Below are 17,261 nucleotides of genomic sequence, written 5' to 3' on the forward strand. Positions count from 1 at the left end.
AAGTGAAAGTCTTGCAGGGTGATCCTGAACCGCCTTCAGAACGCCGACAGTGGCGATGCGGCGACGCTCTCTCCGATAATCCGATCGGTTGCATCGGCCGGGCGGCTGGCCTTAACTGCGCGCGATCGCAAAATTTGATCGAGGCGCGCGATCCGCAACAGACGGGACTCTCGGCGTGTCCGTTTCCTTCAAGACCCTGGACCTGAACCTGCTCAAGGTGTTCGACGCCGTCATGGAGGAGCGCAGCGTGCTGCGCGCCAGCCAGAAGGTCGCGCTGAGCCAATCCGCCGTGAGCCACTCGCTGGCGCGGCTGCGCGAGATGCTGGATGACGAGCTGTTCGTCCGCACCGCGACCGGCATGCAGCCGACGGCGCGCGCGCTGACGATGGCGCCGCAGGTGCGCCAGGCGCTGCGATCGCTGGAAGCCGCGGTCGAGCTGCCGACCTTCGCGCCCGCGCTCTCGACCAAGCCGTTCACGCTCGCCGCCAACGACTTCACGACGATGGTGCTGGCGCCGCCGCTGCTGAAGATCCTGAGCCGGGAAGCGCCGGCGATCGACCTCACCATCAAGCCGGTGACGCGGATCGATCTTGCCGAGCAGATCGATCTCGGCCGCATCGACGTCGCCATCGGCGTGTTCTCGTCGCCGCCGAGCCGCTTCCGCACGGCGCTGCTGTTCGAATATGACGACGTGCTGATCGTCGGCAAAAAGCGCAAGCTCGGCCGGCTCGACAAGGCCAGGCTCGCGACCCTGCCGCTGGTCGTCGTCTCGTTCGGCGGCGAGCAGGAGGGCGCAATCGGCGGCTTCATCTCCGAGCGCGGGCTCGCCAGACGTTCCGAGATGTACGACCGCCCGGCGCTCGAACGGGCGCTGGCCGACAGCGACCGGCCGCCACGGATCGCGGTCTCGCTGCCGCATTTCCTTGCCCTGCCCGCGTTGCTTATCGATTCCGAACTGGCGGCGATCGTCCCGCGGCCGCTGGCGCGGGCGCTCGAGCAGGCGCATGCGATCACGACCCATGAACTGCCCTACACCACGACCCCCGTGGAGGTTCGGCTACTGTGGCACGAGCGCGTCGAGGGCGAGCCGTCGCACGAATGGCTTCACGAGGTGCTCCGGCGCGCCACCGAGGAGCTCAGGCGCGGCCGCTAGCGGCCGCGCTCGATCCACGATCATCGGCCGGCACTCATTGCGCGGCCATGACGCCTGATATCGGCACCCAGCGCTCGCCGTCGAAACGCTGCGGCCGCAGCGAGGTGATCAGGCGATAATCGTCCGGGCTGCTGTTGACGGTGATGCCCGGGATCAGGCCCGGAAGCGCGACGCTCTTCAGCGCGGTCGCCTGCTTCATGATGTTTTGCCGGGACAGATCATCGCCGCAGGCCTCGATGACCCTGGTCATCAGGACCGCGACGTTCCATCCGGTGAAGTTGAGCTGATCCTCGATATCGCCCTCGGGATAGTATGTCTTCATGAAAGCCAGCCACTCCAGATAAGCGGGATCGTTGGCCCATTCGGGATCACCGACCGACTTGGTCGGCGTCGCCGAGATGGCGCCCTTGGCGTTTTCGAGCCCGGCCGGCTTGAGGATGGTCGGCACGAAGTTGCTGCCGATCGGCAGGAACTGCTGCGCATGCCAGCCAAGCTCACCCGCCTTGCGGATCGCCTGCGAGGTGAACTTGCCGGTCGACGCATTGAGAAAGACGTTGGCATTGGTGCTGGCCAGCGCGACGACCTGCGAATCGACCGTCGGCGACGTGACCTCGTAGGGCGAGGCCGCGACGATCTCGGCCTTGGGATCGAGCCGGGCCAGCTCGGCCTTGAAGCTGCGCAGATACTCGCGGCCGTAGTCGTCGTTCTGGTACAGCACGGCGACGCGCGAGCCGGGCGTGTGCTCGGCCACCAGCCGCGCGTAGATCGCAGCCTCGGTGCTGAACAACGTCATCCCCGAGATGGTGTAGGGGCTGGTCTTCGGATCGGCAAAGCGCTCGCTGGCCGCGAACACGAACAGCTGGGGGATCTTCTTGGCGTTGAGATATTTCTGGACCGCCGCATTCTGCGCCGTCCCCATGCTGCCGAAGATCGCGACCGCCTCATCGTTCTCGATCAGCCGACGGGTCTGCTCCACGGCCTTCGGCGGGCTGTAGCCGTCATCAAGCGAGATCAGCTTGACTTTGTGACCATTGATGCCGCCGCGATCGTTGATCATCTGGAAATAGCGGGTCTGCACCTTGCCGACCGCGCTCAGCGCCGACGCCGGCCCGCTATAGGGCATGGTCTGGCCGAGGATCAATTCGGTCTCGGCCGCCCTGGCCGAGCCGCAAGCGGCCACGAAAGCCGCTAACAAGACAATCGCGCGAAGTCCGCGCATGAGGCTCCTCCCTGTTTTCTTACCTGGAATATTCTTCCTAGGAAGATAAATGTCAACTGGAACGTAAAGCGGCAAATGGCCGCTTTACGGCGCGAGACGTGGGGCTTGCAGCGAGACGAGGCACTTGCGGGGCGACACGTCAGTTCGACGGTGATAAATTGCCGCGACGCATGATGCCGGCGCCGTTGGCCCGGGAGGGGATTGGAAGGAATGAAGAAGAGCAGCGTGTCACGCCGCGCCGAACCTGCGATCAAGCAGCCCACGCCCGACAGCACCCTCTACGACGACATCGAAGCCGCCTGGCTGGCGCAGCGCCCGGACCTCGACCTCGCCGCGGCCTGCACATTGCTGCGGCTGGAGCGCGTCAACCAGCTGCACGAATTGCGCCTGCAGCAGATCGCGAAAGCCGTCCGCCTGCAAACCGGCGAGCTCTACGTGCTGCTCGCGCTCAGGCGCTCGGGGAAGCCGTACGAGTTGCGCCCGACCGACCTGTTTCGCGCGCTCCTCGTCACATCGGGCGCCATGACCAAGCGCGTGGCGCGGCTCCAGGAAGGCGGCTTCGTCCTGCGTGTCTCGGCCAGTGACGATGGCCGTTCGGAGCTGGTCCGCCTCACCGCCAAGGGTCTTGCGACCGCCGACCGCGGCATTGCCGAGGTCGCGAGAGTGGTTGAGGGCGTGACCGAGGCGAGCGGGCTCACCAAGGCGGAGCTCGCGATGCTCGACCGCTGCCTGCGCAAGCTGCTTGCCGTCAGAACCGTGAAGGCGCTGAAGAAGTCCGGCCGGCTTGCGGCAGCGGACTAGCTGCCCCTGCCTGCAACACTACGCGACCGCCTTGTCACCGCGCTTCAGGAACGATTTGAGATCGCATGAGCCGTCTTCGGCCTGCTCCGGTGTCGGCGAAATGCCGGCTGCGATCAGGCGCCGCGCCACCATCTGGTCGCCGGGATTGTTGATGCTGTCGACCGCGACCAGTCTGCCCTGCCGGTAGTTGAACACGGAGAACCGGCCGGCTTCGATCGCACCGCGGATCACGGTGCGGTCGCTGCGCGCGGCGAGGCCAACGGTCTGGAGCTTGAGATCGTGCTGATCCGACCAGAACCTCGGCACGCTGTCGTAGGGCTCGTGGTGATCAGCGATCGCAAGCCCGACCGCCGTGCCCTGGTCCTGCGCGTGCTGAACCGACTCCAGCCTGATCCAGCCCTCGGCAAACCGGCTGTAGTGATTGGCGCAGTCGCCGGCGGCATAGATGCCGGGGCATGCCGTCCGGCCATGCTCATCGACCACAATTCCGTTGGCGCATTCGAGCCCTGCGGCGGCGGCGAGTTCAGAATTGGCGAGGCCGCCGATGCCGACGACGACGAGATCCGCGCCAAGACGGATGCCGCCGTTCAGCTCGACCGCCGCAATCCGTCCGCCATCTCCAATGATTGCCGAAACCGCCGTACCGAACTTCACGGCAACGCCAGCCCGGGCATGAACATCGAGCAGGAAGCGCGACACCACCGGAGACACCGCCCGTTCGAGCAAACGCGATGCCGCCTCGATCACCGTCACGCGCTTGCCGAGCCTCGCTGCCGAGGACGCGACCTCGAGACCAATGAAGCCGCCGCCGACGATCACGATCTCGGAGGCCTGGCCGAGCCGCGCCTTGAGGTCGACGGCATCGGCGATCGACCTGAGATAGCAGACCCCGTCGAGCTCAGCGCCGCGGACCGCGATCTTCCGCGCACGCGAGCCGGTGGCGATGACGAGGCTGTCGAAGTCGAACGTCGCGCCGCCGGCCAACGCGACCCGGCCTGCATTGCGATCGATCTCGACGACGCGGTGGCCTCGACGCAGCTCGATCTTGTTGTCGGCGAAAATAGCCTCGTCGTGCATCAGGAGACCCTGCGCGCCGATCTCGTCGAGCAGAAAATCCTTTGACAGCGGTGGTCGCTGATAGGGCAGCGCGGGCTCGTCGGCGATCACGGTCACCGGTTCGGCATAGCCCGCGTCGCGCGCGGTAAGGGCCGCCTGAAGGCCGGCATAGGACGCACCGATGACGATGAGGCTGCTCACGGTTTGACGTCCGCACCGCGATCGCCGACCGCTTCCAGCACGGTGCCGCCGTCGAGCTGCACATAGATCTCGCCGTCGCGGATCTCGACCTTGAAGGCCGCGATATCCTTGTAGGCAGTCGACCGGCATTTGCCGTCACGGACATCGAACATCGCGCCATGCAGCGGGCATTCGATCACGTGCCCTTCGAGAAATCCTGATGACAGCAGCGCAAACGCGTGCGAGCAGACGTCGTCGGTTGCGAAGATGTCGTCGTCGACCTTGTAGAGCGCGACGCGACGGTCGCCCACCTTGAAGCCCAGCGGCTCGCCTTCCGACAATTTCGCGGCGGCACAGAGATGGTGCCAGGTCGATTCTTGCAAAGTCATGGGATGACCTCTCCGGGGCCAATGGAGGGAGATGGGCGCGGACACGGCCGCGCCCGGGCTTCCGATCAGCGGGGAATCTGCCGCCAATCCTCGGAGGCTGAGGCGAGCCGGCCACCGACCGCGCGAATGTCCTTGTAGGACATCGTCTCGCTCTGGCCGCTCTTCGGCGCCTTGCCGGCCATGAAGCCGCGCACCTCGTCGAGCAACTGGCGCCGCACCCTGACGATCGCCTGGTCGGCCGAGCAGAGATATTCCTGCGAACGGTCGACGATCGGCCCCATGCTGACCATGACCACGAAATCTTCGATGACGATTTCGTGGAAGCCGGTGCTGTTGCCGGCATCCATGATCTGGCGGTTCTGGCCCCAATTGGTGCTTTGATCGCCCGGCAAGCCGCCGGCCATCGGCCACTGGTTGGCGCGTTGCACTTTGCGCCAGGAATCCACCGGCTTCTCCGGATTATAGAAGATGTACCACTGGATCAGGTTCTCGTCGTCGATCGGCACCGCGATGATCGCGGTGCGATCCTGCTGCGGTCCGGAGAAGATCGGCGCGATCAGGCCGTAATAGGGCATCACGAACTCGGTGACGCGCGCGAGGCACGATCCATCCGGCGCCGTGCGCAGCGCCGCGGCGCGGAAGCCATAGGACTTCTTCTCGAACTCGTAGCCGACTTCGGTGTTGACGCGGGTGGCGCCGAAATCGGTCGACGATGTCGCGGTCCAGCTCTGGTGCAGCAGCGCGACATGCGAGGAATCGATGGTGGCCTCGACGCCCTGCAGCCAGTTGGCATTGAGCTCGATGCCGGCCGCGTAGACCTGGTCCGGCGGCAGATCCATCCACTCGAAGTCGGGCGCGGGCGGCGCCGTGCCCTCGCCGAGCCAGACCCAGATCAGCCCGGCGCCTTCCCGCACCGGATAGGCTTTCGCCCTGACGGTCTTGGCAAATTCCCTGGGATTGTTCGGCTCGTTGGGAACATCAAGCACCTCGCCGTGCGCATTGATCTTCCAGCCGTGAAACAGGCAGGTCAGCGAGCAGTCATCGACCCGCGCCAGCGCGAGCGAGGCGCCGCGGTGCGGACAGGCCTCGTCGAGGAAGCCGACGGTGCCGTCCTTGCCCCTGAACGCCACGAAGTTGCGGCCGAACAGCTTGACGCGGACCGGCGCCTCGCCCTTGCGCACGCGCACCGAAAGCACGGCAGGCAGCCAATAATGCTGCCGCAGCATCCGTCCCATCGGCGCGTCACCCGTGACGCGGCACAGCAATTCATTCTCTTCCCTGGTGACCATCGCGAAACCTCCCTGGTTGACGCCTTCGACGTTCTGCGCCTAATATCTTCCTGGGAAGATTATTGTCAAGATATCTTCCGAAGAAGCCATATCAGGAGATCGCATGACCAAGGGACGCCTCAAGGATCGCATCGCGCTGGTGACGGGAGGAAGCCGCGGGGTTGGAAAGGGCGTGGCGATCGGCCTCGCCGAGGCCGGCGCGACCGTGATCGTCACGGCGCGCACGCGCAACAGCGGCGGATCGGAATGGCCCGGCTCGCTGGATGAGACCATCGCCGCGATCGACGAGGCCGGCGGCCGAGGCATCGGCCTGCTGTGCGATCATTCCGACGACGGTTCGGTGCAGGAGGTGTTCGACCTGATCCGGCGCGACCACGGCCGGCTCGACGTGCTGGTCAACAACGTGTTCGCGGCGCCGAACGTGATGCCGGTCAATGTGCCGTTCTGGCAGGTTCCGGCGTCGCTGTGGGACACCATGCACCGCGTCGGCCTGCGCTCGCATTTCGTCGCCAGCCAGTTCGCCGTGCCGCTGATGCTGCCGCAGGCGCGCGGCCTGATCGTCAACACCTCGTCGGGCGGCGGCGTCAGGTACACGTTCAACGTTCCGTTCGGCGTGCAGAAATCAGGCGTCGATCGGATGGCGCGCGACATGGCGCACGAGCTAAAGCCGTTTGGCATCGCTGCCGTCTCGATCTGGCCCGGCTACATCAAGAGCGAGAAGCTTGCGGCACAGCCCGACCGGGTGCCGCCGGCGCTCGCCAGACTGATCGCCGAGCGCGGCGAGACACCGCTGTTCGCCGGACGCGCCGTCGCCGCACTCGCCGGCGATCCCGAAATGATGGCCAAGAGCGGCCAGATCCTGCTCGCATCGGAGCTGGCGACCGAGTACGGCTTTACCGACATCGACGGCAAGGTCCCGCCGCCGCCGAGCCGCGATCCCACGCCGCTTGCCGTGTTCAAGCCGGCCGTCGCGACCTGAGAGCGGCCGATCAGACGTCGAAGAACACCGTCTCGTTGTCGCCCTGCAGATGGACGTCGAACGTGTAGACGTTGCCCGCACCCGCCTTGCGCTTCGCGATCAGCGTGGCACGGCGATCGGCCGGCACCAGCGCAAGGACGGAGTCACCGGCGTTGCCGGCTTCGTCGTCGAAATAGATCCGGGTGTAGAGATGCAGCAGCATGCCGCGCGCGAACACCGCGAGCACGATGTGCGGCGCCTGCGGCTTGCCATCGGCGTCAGGCACCACGCCGGGCTTGATGGTGTCGAAGGCGTAAGCGCCGCTCCTGTCGGTACCGCAGCGACCAAAGCCCTTAAACGAGGAGTTCGGCAGCGCGCGCGCATCCTGCGGATCGGAGAAGCGGCCCTGGCTGTCTGCCTGCCAGATCTCGAGCATACAGTCCGGGATCACCGCGCCGTCGCCGTCATAGACGATGCCCTCGACGCGGATGCGTTCCCCCGAGACGTCAGGCGTCAGCAGGTTGTTGGTGAAGGCGTCGTTCCACTCATACTCGCCGTTCGGCGTCAGGCCGTACTTGAAGTAGGGGCCGACGGTCTGCGAGGGCGTGATTCCATCAGGACGTGACACGTTACTTGGTCTCCATCGGCGTGGCATTGCGGCCGCGCAGCACGATATCGAAGCGGTAGCACAGCGCCCATTCCGGCTGGGTGTTGTCGAGATCAAACGAGGAGATCATCCGCGCCCGTGCCTTCTCGTCGGTCACCGAATTGAAGATCGGGTCGAACGGAAACAGCGGATCGCCGGGGAAGTACATCTGCGTGACCAGACGCGAGACGAAGGAATGGCCGAACACCGAGAAGTGGATATGCGCGGGCCGCCAGGCGTTGTGGTGATTGCCCCACGGATAGGCGCCCGGCTTGATGGTGATGAACTTGTAGTAGCCGCTCGCATCGGATTGCGTGCGGCCGGCGCCGGTGAAGTTGGGATCGAGCGGCGCCGGATGCTGGTCAACGACGTGGATGTAGCGGCCGCAGGCATTGGCCTGCCACAGCTCGACCAGCGTGTTGGGCACGCCGCGGCCGTCCTCGTCGCGCACGTGTCCATGCACGATGATGCGCTCGCCGAGCGGCTCACCCTTGGCCTGGATGGTGAGATCATTGTCGTGCGCGCGCACCGTCTCGTGACCATAGACCGGCCCGGTCAGCTCGGAGAGCGTGTGCCGCATCGGGATCAGCGGCTTCTGCGGCGAGCGCTTTACGGTGGAGCGATAGTCCGGCGACAGCCGCGCCGGATGGGCCGCAAGCGATTGCAGCGGATACAACAGGGTCATGGCGAATTCCTCCGCGGCCCGCGCGCCCCGCGAGCCCACTTCAGATCATTATAATGCATAACCAAATTGGGGAAGGGCTGTTTTCAGCCCCTCCAAGCCATTGGATTAGTTAAATTTTTCGATCGCGACCGCGACGCCCTGGCCGACCCCGACGCACATAGTTGCCAAGGCAAGCTTCCCGCCCCGCTTCTCCATGCCGTGCACGGCGGTCAAAACCAGCCGCGCGCCGCTCATGCCGAGCGGATGGCCGAGCGCGATCGCGCCGCCATGCGGATTGACGAAATCGGAATCTTCCTTGACGCCGAGCTGGCGCAGGCAGGCGATGCCTTGCGAAGCGAAGGCTTCGTTGAGCTCGATCAGATCGAAGTCCGACACCTTGATGCCGAGCCGCTCGACCAGCTTCTTCGTCGCCGGCACCGGGCCGATGCCCATGATGCGCGGCGGCACCGCGGCCGAGGCGAGGCCGAGGATCTTTGCGCGCGGGGTCAGGCCGTACTTCTTCACCGCGGCCTCAGACGCAAGGATCATCGCGGCGGCGCCGTCATTCACGCCCGACGCGTTGCCCGCAGTCACCGTGCCCGGATTGCGCACGATCGGCTTCAGCTTGGCGAGAGATTCAAGCGTAGTCTCCGGCCGCGGATGCTCGTCCTTGTCGACGGTGATCGGGCCCGCCTTGCCGCCGGGCACCTGGATCGGCACGATCTCCTCGGCGAAATAGCCCGACGCGATCGCCGCGCCCGCGCGCTGCTGCGAGCGGATCGCCATCGCATCCTGATCGGCGCGCGAGACCTGGAATTCCTCGGCGACGTTCTCGCCGGTCTCCGGCATCGCATCGACGCCGTACTGCGCCTTCATCAGCGGATTGATGAAGCGCCAGCCGATCGTGGTGTCGTAGATATCGGACGAGCGCGAGAAGGCTTCCGCGGCCTTGCCCATCACGAACGGCGCGCGTGTCATCGATTCGACGCCGCCCGCGATTGCGAAATCGATCTCGCCGGCGCGGATGGCGCGGGCCGCCGCACCGACCGCGTCGAGACCGGAGGCGCAGAGCCGGTTCAGGGTCTGGCCGGGAACCGATTCCGGCATGCCGGCGAGCAGGAGCGCCATGCGCGCGACGTTGCGGTTGTCCTCGCCGGCCTGGTTGGCGCAACCGAAATAGACCTCATCGACCTGATTCCAGTCGAGCGTCGGGTGCTTGGCCATCAGCGCCTTGATCGGGGCCGCCGCGAGATCGTCGGCGCGCACCTTGGCGAGCGAACCGCCGAAACGGCCGATCGGTGTCCGGACGGCATCGCAAATGAACACATCACGCATTGAATCTCTCCCTGAATGCCGCGACTTAGGCGCTGGGTCGGCTGGAACTTGAGGGGAGTTTTAGGAGCGTGCCCGCGGCAGGTCAATTGACGTGGCTGCCCGCCCTGCACGCATTACCGTGAGGGCTGTCATAATGGCACCGTGGACAGGGTGGAAAACTCCGCCTTCGCGGATAGGACCGCATGGCGAAATTCTGTAGTTTCCGCCACCTCATGACCATTCAGCAGCCCATCCCCGTTCCGCCCGAGCCAACCCCCGCCGCCGAGGCGCAGTCGCGCGTCACGCCGATGATGGAACAATACCTGGAGATCAAGGCCGCCCACCCCGGCCTGCTGCTGTTCTACCGGATGGGCGATTTCTACGAGCTGTTCTTCGAGGATGCCGAGATCGCCTCGAAGACGCTCGGCATCGTGCTGACCAAGCGCGGCAAGCATCAGGGCATCGACATCCCGATGTGCGGCGTTCCGGTCGAACGTTCCGAGGACTATCTGCATCGCCTGATCGGCGCCGGTCACCGCGTGGCGGTGTGCGAGCAGACCGAAAATCCGGCCGAGGCAAAGGCCCGCGGCAACAAGAGCGTGGTCCGCCGCGGCGTGGTGCGGCTGGTGACGCCGGGCACGCTGACCGAAGATACGCTGCTCGACGCCCGCACCAACAATTACCTGATCGCGATCGCGCGCGCCCGCGGCTCGGCCGGCGCGGATCGTCTTGGCCTTGCCTGGATCGACATCTCGACCTCGGAATTCATGGTGACGGAGTGCGCGACCGCTGAGCTTGCGGCGACGCTGGCGCGCATCAATCCGAACGAGGCCATCGTCACCGATGCACTGTACAGCGACAACGAGCTCGCGCCGACCTTGCGCGAGCTGCCGTCGGTGACGCCGCTGACCCGCGACGTGTTCGACAGCGCCACTGCCGAGCGACGGCTGTGCGACTATTTCGCGGTCGCGACCATGGATGGTCTCTCCGCGATGTCGCGGCTGGAAGCGACCGCCGCTGCCGCGGCCGTCACCTATATCGACCGCACCCAGGTCGGCAAGCGTCCGCCGCTGTCGCCGCCCGCGCGCGAGGCTGCCGGCACCACGATGGCGATCGACCCGGCGACCCGCGCCAATCTCGAACTGACGCGGACGCTCGCCGGAGAGCGCCGCGGCTCGCTGCTCGATGCGATCGACTGCACCGTCACAGCAGCAGGCTCGCGCCTGCTGGCGCAGCGCCTGGCCGCGCCGCTCACCGATGTTGCCGTGATCGCGCGGCGGCTCGATGCGGTCTCCGCCTTCGTTGCGGATTCGGCGGCGCGCGAGGACATTAGAACCGTGCTGCGCGCGGCGCCCGACATGTCGCGCGCGCTGGCGCGGCTCTCGGTCGGCCGCGGCGGCCCGCGCGATCTCGCCAGCCTGCGCGACGGCATCCTCGGCGCCGACCAGGCGCTGGAGCTGCTCGCGCAGCTTGCCAATCCGCCGGCCGAAGTGTCGACCGTGATGGCGGCGCTGCAACGTCCCTCGCGCGATCTGGCGCGGGAATTCACGCGGGCACTCTCCGAGCAATTGCCGCTGATCAAGCGCGACGGCGGCTTTGTCCGCGAAGGCTATGAAGCCGCGCTCGACGAGAGCCGCAATCTGCGCGATGCCTCGCGGCTCGTCGTCGCCGCGATGCAGGCGCGCTATGCCGAGGACACCGGCATCAAGACGCTGAAGATCCGGCACAACAATGTGCTGGGCTATTTCGTCGAGGTCACCGCGCAGCACGGCGACAAGCTGTTCGCGCCGCCGCTCAATGCGACCTTCATCCATCGCCAGACGCTGGCCGGGCAGGTCCGCTTCACCACCGCCGAACTCGGCGAAACCGAGGCCAAGATCGCCAATGCCGGCGAGCGCGCGCTCAATCTCGAGCTTGAGATCTTCGAACGGCTCAGCGCGATGGCGCTTTCTGCCAGCGACGATGTGCGCAACGCCGCGCACGCCTTTGCGATGCTCGACGTCGCGACCTCGCTGGCGAAGCTTGCGATCGACGACAATTATGTGCGGCCCGACGTCGACGGCTCGCTCGGCTTTGCGATCGAGGGCGGCCGCCATCCGGTCGTCGAGCAAGCGCTGAAGCGCGACGGCCAGCCGTTCATCGCCAATGCCTGCGACCTGTCGCCGGCGCCGGGACAGAAATCCGGCCAGCTCTGGCTGATCACCGGTCCGAACATGGCCGGTAAATCGACCTTCCTGCGCCAGAATGCGCTGATCGCGCTGCTGGCGCAGATCGGCTCTTACGTGCCCGCGTCGCGCGCGCGCGGCTCGGCATCGTCGACCGGCTGTTCTCGCGCGTCGGCGCCGCCGACGATCTGGCGCGCGGCCGCTCGACCTTCATGGTCGAGATGGTCGAGACCGCCGTGATCCTGAACCAGGCCAGCGAGCGGTCGCTGGTCATCCTCGACGAGATCGGCCGCGGCACTGCGACCTTCGACGGCCTGTCGATCGCCTGGGCCGCGATCGAACATCTGCATGAGAGCAACCGCTGCCGCACGCTCTTTGCTACCCACTATCACGAGCTGACGGCGCTCTCGGCCAAGCTGCCGCGGATGTTCAACGCCACGGTGCGCGTCAAGGAATGGCAGGGCGACGTCGTGTTCCTGCACGAAGTGCTGCCGGGCTCGGCAGACCGCTCCTACGGCATCCAGGTTGCGAAGCTCGCCGGCCTGCCGCCCGCGGTGATCACGCGCGCCAAATCGGTGCTGGCGAAACTCGAAGCCCAGGACCGCGGCCAGACCGCGCGTGCGCTGGCGGATGACCTGCCGCTATTCGCCGTCCCCTCCCGCGCCGCAAGTGAGGACAAGCCGCCGAGCGAGACGGATCTGCTGATCGAGGCGGTGAAGGCGCTGCACCCCGACGAGATGTCGCCGCGCGAAGCGCTGGATGCGCTGTATGCGTTGCGGGCGAAACTGCCGAAGCAGTAGCCGCGTAGCGCGGATACAGCGAAGCGATATCCGGGGCAGCCCTCTCCATTGCACGATCGCCCTGGATTGAGCTGCGCTTCATCCGCGCTACGGATGTCTCACTCGTCATTGCGAGCGAAGCGAAGCAATCCATCGATCCACATACGCGGACAGATGGATTGCTTCGTCGCTGCGCTCCTCGCAATGACGGCTAGGCTCGCGCCTTCTTCCTTCGCCCGAGCTGCCACAGCACCAGATTCCACACGATGCAGGTGCCGAGTGCGCAGCTGAGGCCGATGGGCGAGCCGAATTGCGCGACCGCGACATGCAGCACCGCGATGCCAAGGCCGAAGCCGAGCAAGCCCCAGGCGCTGTTGGCGAGCACGGCGGCGGTGGCGGGGCCGCCGATCCGCGGATGCAGGATCAGCATCATCGAGGAGAACACGATCGGAAACAGCGCGATCACGCCGGTGACGCGCGGACCGACCCAGGTCGACGCAGTGACGACGGTGCCGACCAGGCTCGCGACCAGCGCGGCGCGCAGCGGGATGTCGTACCAGCGGCGCGCGATCAGCGGCATTTTCGCGACGTGCCGATAAGGCTTGAGCAGCGGAATGCAGATCGCAAAGGCAATCGCATTGAGGATCAGCCCGCCGGCGAGCGTCCACGCGAACTGACGGATGATGGTGCCGAGCACCAGCCACAACGCGATCGCGGAGCCCGCGCTGATCCACATGCCGCGGCGCTGCGCCAGCACCGCGTAAGTCAGGCCCATGAAGATTGTCGCCGCATTGACCGGCAGGCTCGACAGCGCGCCCTCGGCGATGAAGGCGGCGTCATGGTCGAGCGCGAGGAAGGTGTAGGACGGCCCGGCCGAGATCGGCAAGGTCGCGATCAGCGCGCCGATCACCGGCCCCGAACGCTCCGTGATGATGGACGCGCTGACCACGAAGGCGGCGGCCACCGCCATGCGCAGCACAAGGAGCAGGACGAAGTGGAGTTCGGGGGACATTTCTTCTTTTCTTATCCTCCCCTGGAGGGGGAGGATCGTTTCGCATGCAGCGAAATGCGAAACGAGGTGGGGTGATCTCTCAACACGGGCGCTGATCGGGTGGAGAGACTTTCACCCCACCCCGCCGCTCATTGCATTCGCGTCGACCCTCCCCCTCCAGGGGAGGGTAAGCGAGACATCACACCCGCTGCATCGTGACCGACACCTTCGGGCCGTTCTTGATGGTCTGATAGACCACGCAATAACGCTCGGTGAGTTTCAGCAGCAGGTCGAGTTTGTCCTGCGGCGCGTCGGTGCCGACGTCGAAGCGCAGGCGGATCTCGCGGAAGCCGACCGGGGCCTCCTTGTCGACGCCGAGCGTGCCGCGAAAATCGAGATCGCCCTCGGCGAACACGTTGCCGACCTTCAGCGGCACCTCGACGGCGGTCGCGACCGATTTCAACGTGACGCCGGCACAGGCGACCAGCGCCTCCAGCAGCATGTCGCCGGAGCAAAGCTCGAGCCCGGAGCCGCCGGTCGCCGGGTGCAGGCCGGCGACCGCGAGCGCGCGGCCGGTTTCGACCTTGCAGGACAGGCTTTCGTTGTCGATCGTACCCTTGGCCTTCAACGTGATCACGGCGGCCTGGGGATCGGTCTTGTAGCGCTCCTTGATCGGAGCCTGCATTGCGCGGAGTTCGGCGGAGTCCATGGTTCTGCTCCCGGCTGTTCTTCTTTATTCCGATGTAAGGCCTTATAGCGCCGATGTCACCACCACATCGCCTCGCCAGCGCTGGATTTGTCCGTGACGTCACGCACCGAACGGTCGAGCGAGCGGTCGAGCGCGGTCAGCACGCGGCGCTTGAAGGTGTCGAACAGCTCCGATTTGCGGTCGCGCGGCCGCGCCAGATTGATGGTGATCTGCTCGAACAGCCGGCCCGGGCGCGGCCGCATCACCAGCACGCGATCGGCGAGCACCACGGCCTCATCGACATCATGGGTGACCAGGATCAGGGTCGGCCGCGTGTCGGCCCAGAGATCGAGCAGATGGTCCTGCAGGTCGCGCCGCGTGAAGGCATCGAGCGCCGAGAACGGCTCGTCGAGCAGCAGCACTTCAGGCTGCGGCACCAGCGCGCGGGCGATCGCGACCCGCTGCGCCTGCCCGCCGGACAATTCGCGCGGCCAGGCCACGGCCTTGTCGGCGAGGCCGACGCGGGCCAGCGCCGCCGTCACCCGTTGGCGCCTCACATCAGCCGGAAGATCGGCGAGACCGAAGCCGATATTGTCGGCGACCGTGAGCCAGGGCAAAAGCCGCGGCTCCTGGAAGATGATGCCGATCTCGGCGTGCGGCGACGTGATCACCGCGTTGTCGAGCGTCACGCTGCCGGTGCTGGCGCGATCGAGCCCGGCGATGGCGCGCAGCAGCGTCGACTTGCCGCAACCGGAGCCGCCGATGATCGCGACGATCTCGCCGGGCTGGATTTCGGCCGAGAAGCGCTCCAGCGCGTGGACGCCGTTCGGATAGGTCTTGCCGACATCCTTCAGCGCCAGCATCACTGCCCTCCCCGCGCGCCGAACGCATCCTGCCAGCGCAGCAGCGGCGCGGTTGCGACCTCGATCAGCCAGTCGGTCAGCTTGCCGAGGATCGCGAAGATCACGATCGCGGCGAGGATCTGCGCCGGCTTGCCGAGCTGCTGGCCGTCGATCAAGAGATAGCCGAGCCCTTCGGAGGCGCCCATGAATTCGGCAGCGACCACGAACATCCACCCCAAGCCGAGCCCGACCCGGAGCGACACCACATAGGCCGGCAGCACCGCGGGCAGCAGGATGCGGCGGATCATCGCAAGGCCGGAGAGGCGGAACACGCGGCCGACCTCGACCACCTTGCGATCGACCGACAGGATCGCGCCCATCACGCCGAGATAGATCGGAAAGAACACGCCGACCGCGATCAGCGCGACCTTCGAGGTCTCGAAAATGCCGAGCCACAGGATGAACAGCGGCACCCAGGCGATCGAAGGGATCGCGCGCAGCGCCTGCACGGTCGGATCGAGCAGCCGTCGCGCCAGGCCCCAATAGCCGGAGATCGCCCCCATGATAGTGCCGGCGGCGACGCCGAGCGCAAAGCCCGCGGCGACACGCCAGAGCGTCGCCAGGATATGGCGCGACAGCTCGCCGCTTTTGGCGAGCGCCATGATGGTCTCGAACACCTTCGACGGCGGCGGCACCAGGCGGCCGTTGGAGTAGCCGAGAGCAACGATGAGTTCCCAGCCCAGCGCGAGCGCGACCGGCAGCACGAGCCCGAGCACCGGGCGCGCATAACGCGACCATCGCGCCGCCGCCGCACGCGGCGCGGCCGTCTGTTCCAGCGCAGGCAGGTCGACGGTCATGGCCATAGCAAGAACTATTCTTCCGGCGGGATTGCAAGGTGGGGGCGATGACCTCTTATCCTCCCCTGGAGGGGGAGGATCGGTTCGCATGAAATGCGAACCGAGGTGGGGTGAAGGTCCCTCGTAACGGGCGCTGCCGGAGTGGAGAGATCACCCCACCCCGGCTCACATCTCGCTTCGCTCGCTGTGAACCGACCCTCCCCCTCCAGGGGAGGGTGAACGATCGAGTTAGTTCGTCGGCAACGGGACCTGATCGTCGATCAGGCTGTCGAGCGCGGCCTTCACGTCGGTCTTGGCATCGATCACGCCGGCCTGCTGCAACGCGAGGCCGGCGGCGAGGATTGACTCGCGCTGGGGAGCGCCGATCCGGCTATGGGTCAGCTCGGTGCGCTCCTTGAGCTGCTTGTCGACCACGGCGTCGGGCAGCTTGGTGACCGCGATGAAGGTCTTCTTCAGCTCGTCATAGTTCGCCAGCGAATATCTCCGCGCCTCCTCATAGGTCGCGAGTACGCGGCGGACGATGTCCGGATGCGCTTTCAAGAACTCTTCGCGCACATTGAGGATGCCCCAGGTGTTGGCGTCGGCCTTGCGGTAGAACAGCTTGGCGCCGTCCTCGACTTCCGCCTGCGCCATCATCGGGTCGAGGCCGGCCCAGGCGTCGACATCGCCGCGGATCAGTGCGGTCTTGCCGTCGGCGTGCTGCAACAGCACCGGCGTGATGTCCTTTTCGGTCAGACCGGCGCCGAGCAAGGCGCGGACCAGGAAGATGTGCGGGTCGGTGCCCCGCGTCACCGCGATGCGCTTGCCCTTGAGGTCGGCGACCGACGCGATCTTGGAGTCCTTGGTGGTGACCAGTGCAGTCCATTCGGGACGCGAATAGACATAGATCGACTTGATCGGGTTGCCGTTGATCCGGGCGACCAAAGCGGCCGAGCCCGCGGTCGAGCCGAGATCGATCGAACCGGCGTTGAGGAATTCGAGCGCCTTGTTGGAGCCGGCCGACTGCACCCAGACGATGCTGATGCCGTCCTTGGCGAACTCCTTCTCCAGCAGCCCCTTCTGCTTCAGGACCATCGACACCGGATTGTAGGTCGCCCAGTCGATCCGGATCTCCTTCAGCGCGTCGGCGGCGAGCGCCGCGCCGGGCAGCAACGCGGAGATCGCGAACAGCGTCGCGAAAGCGCGCCGGGAAAATTTCTGCATTGGTCGACCCCCTCGGGTTGATTAATAAACAGTCTTTTAATTCAATGAGTTAGCCTTGCGGTCAACG

General features: G+C 66.1%; 15 protein-coding genes and 1 pseudogene. 4 read left to right on the top strand and 12 right to left on the bottom strand.

The genetic code is table 11. From position 1 onward, the window contains the following. Nucleotides 1-175: 175 nt before the first annotated feature. Nucleotides 176-1,153 (top strand): LysR family transcriptional regulator, encoded by a 978-nt coding sequence (locus ACVIGA_RS19870; protein ID WP_456667665.1) that lies wholly within the window; start codon nt 176-178, stop codon nt 1,151-1,153. A gap of 34 nt (nt 1,154-1,187) precedes the next feature. Here the strand turns inward: ACVIGA_RS19870 and ACVIGA_RS19875 are convergent, their stop codons facing one another. After that, nucleotides 1,188-2,372: an ABC transporter substrate-binding protein gene (locus ACVIGA_RS19875; protein ID WP_456667666.1), complete on the bottom strand. Its 1,185-nt coding sequence runs from the start codon at nt 2,370-2,372 to the stop codon at nt 1,188-1,190. A 210-nt stretch (nt 2,373-2,582) separates the two neighbouring features. Here ACVIGA_RS19875 and ACVIGA_RS19880 point away from each other — a divergent pair, with 210 nt between their 5' ends. Next, complete coding sequence (locus tag ACVIGA_RS19880; protein WP_456667667.1) at nt 2,583-3,173, top strand: MarR family winged helix-turn-helix transcriptional regulator; 591 nt, start codon at nt 2,583-2,585, stop codon at nt 3,171-3,173. A gap of 18 nt (nt 3,174-3,191) precedes the next feature. Here ACVIGA_RS19880 and ACVIGA_RS19885 read toward each other — a convergent pair whose 3' ends face one another. The 3 genes from ACVIGA_RS19885 to ACVIGA_RS19895 all read right to left on the bottom strand — a co-directional run bounded on the left by ACVIGA_RS19885 (nt 3,192) and on the right by ACVIGA_RS19895 (nt 6,087). Next, nucleotides 3,192-4,430: an NAD(P)/FAD-dependent oxidoreductase gene (locus tag ACVIGA_RS19885; protein WP_456667668.1), complete on the bottom strand. Its 1,239-nt coding sequence runs from the start codon at nt 4,428-4,430 to the stop codon at nt 3,192-3,194. Beyond that, the gene (locus ACVIGA_RS19890; RefSeq protein WP_456667669.1) at nt 4,427-4,798 is read right to left on the bottom strand and encodes a non-heme iron oxygenase ferredoxin subunit; all 372 of its coding nucleotides are present in this window, start codon (nt 4,796-4,798) and stop codon (nt 4,427-4,429) included. Before ACVIGA_RS19890 ends, ACVIGA_RS19885 begins: the two co-directional genes overlap by 4 nt. A 65-nt stretch (nt 4,799-4,863) precedes the next feature. Further along, nucleotides 4,864-6,087, bottom strand: coding sequence for a Rieske 2Fe-2S domain-containing protein (locus ACVIGA_RS19895; RefSeq protein WP_456667670.1), 1,224 nt, complete (start codon nt 6,085-6,087; stop codon nt 4,864-4,866). Between the two features lie 103 nt (nt 6,088-6,190). On the opposite strand from ACVIGA_RS19895, the gene ACVIGA_RS19900 reads away from it, so the two are divergent. Next, a complete protein-coding gene (locus ACVIGA_RS19900) occupies nt 6,191-7,066 on the top strand; it encodes an SDR family NAD(P)-dependent oxidoreductase (RefSeq protein ID WP_456667671.1) in 876 nt (291 codons plus the stop codon). 10 nt (nt 7,067-7,076) lie between these two features. Here ACVIGA_RS19900 and pcaG read toward each other — a convergent pair whose 3' ends face one another. The 3 genes from pcaG to pcaF form a co-directional block, all read right to left on the bottom strand. Further along, nucleotides 7,077-7,673, bottom strand: a complete 597-nt coding sequence (pcaG, locus tag ACVIGA_RS19905; protein WP_456667672.1) for a protocatechuate 3,4-dioxygenase subunit alpha — start codon at nt 7,671-7,673, stop codon at nt 7,077-7,079. Between the two features lies 1 nt (nt 7,674). Then, nucleotides 7,675-8,376, bottom strand: a complete 702-nt coding sequence (gene pcaH / locus ACVIGA_RS19910; protein ID WP_456667673.1) for a protocatechuate 3,4-dioxygenase subunit beta — start codon at nt 8,374-8,376, stop codon at nt 7,675-7,677. A gap of 105 nt (nt 8,377-8,481) precedes the next feature. Further along, nucleotides 8,482-9,690, bottom strand: a complete 1,209-nt coding sequence (pcaF, locus tag ACVIGA_RS19915) for a 3-oxoadipyl-CoA thiolase (RefSeq protein ID WP_456667674.1) — start codon at nt 9,688-9,690, stop codon at nt 8,482-8,484. Between the two features lie 212 nt (nt 9,691-9,902). On the opposite strand from pcaF, the pseudogene mutS reads away from it, so the two are divergent. Next, a pseudogene (gene mutS / locus ACVIGA_RS19920) lies at nt 9,903-12,634 on the top strand (DNA mismatch repair protein MutS). A 190-nt stretch (nt 12,635-12,824) separates the two neighbouring features. Here the strand turns inward: mutS and ACVIGA_RS19925 are convergent. From ACVIGA_RS19925 to ACVIGA_RS19945, 5 genes are all read right to left on the bottom strand, one after another. Continuing rightward, nucleotides 12,825-13,625, bottom strand: coding sequence for a hypothetical protein (locus tag ACVIGA_RS19925; RefSeq protein ID WP_456667675.1), 801 nt, complete (start codon nt 13,623-13,625; stop codon nt 12,825-12,827). A 178-nt stretch (nt 13,626-13,803) separates the two neighbouring features. Then, nucleotides 13,804-14,313 carry an OsmC family protein gene (locus ACVIGA_RS19930; RefSeq protein ID WP_100951020.1) on the bottom strand — a complete coding sequence of 170 codons (510 nt, stop codon included), beginning with the start codon at nt 14,311-14,313 and terminating at the stop codon, nt 13,804-13,806. A gap of 56 nt (nt 14,314-14,369) precedes the next feature. Beyond that, nucleotides 14,370-15,155: an ABC transporter ATP-binding protein gene (locus ACVIGA_RS19935; protein ID WP_456667676.1), complete on the bottom strand. Its 786-nt coding sequence runs from the start codon at nt 15,153-15,155 to the stop codon at nt 14,370-14,372. Continuing rightward, nucleotides 15,155-15,991: an ABC transporter permease gene (locus tag ACVIGA_RS19940; RefSeq protein ID WP_456670846.1), complete on the bottom strand. Its 837-nt coding sequence runs from the start codon at nt 15,989-15,991 to the stop codon at nt 15,155-15,157. The genes ACVIGA_RS19935 and ACVIGA_RS19940 overlap by 1 nt, the downstream gene beginning before the upstream one ends. Before the next feature lie 228 nt (nt 15,992-16,219). Beyond that, entirely contained in the window at nt 16,220-17,194 is a 975-nt protein-coding gene (locus tag ACVIGA_RS19945; RefSeq protein WP_456667677.1) for an aliphatic sulfonate ABC transporter substrate-binding protein, read from the bottom strand. Between the last annotated feature and the right edge of the window lie 67 nt (nt 17,195-17,261).

Source organism: Bradyrhizobium sp. USDA 3240 (genome assembly GCF_054063295.1).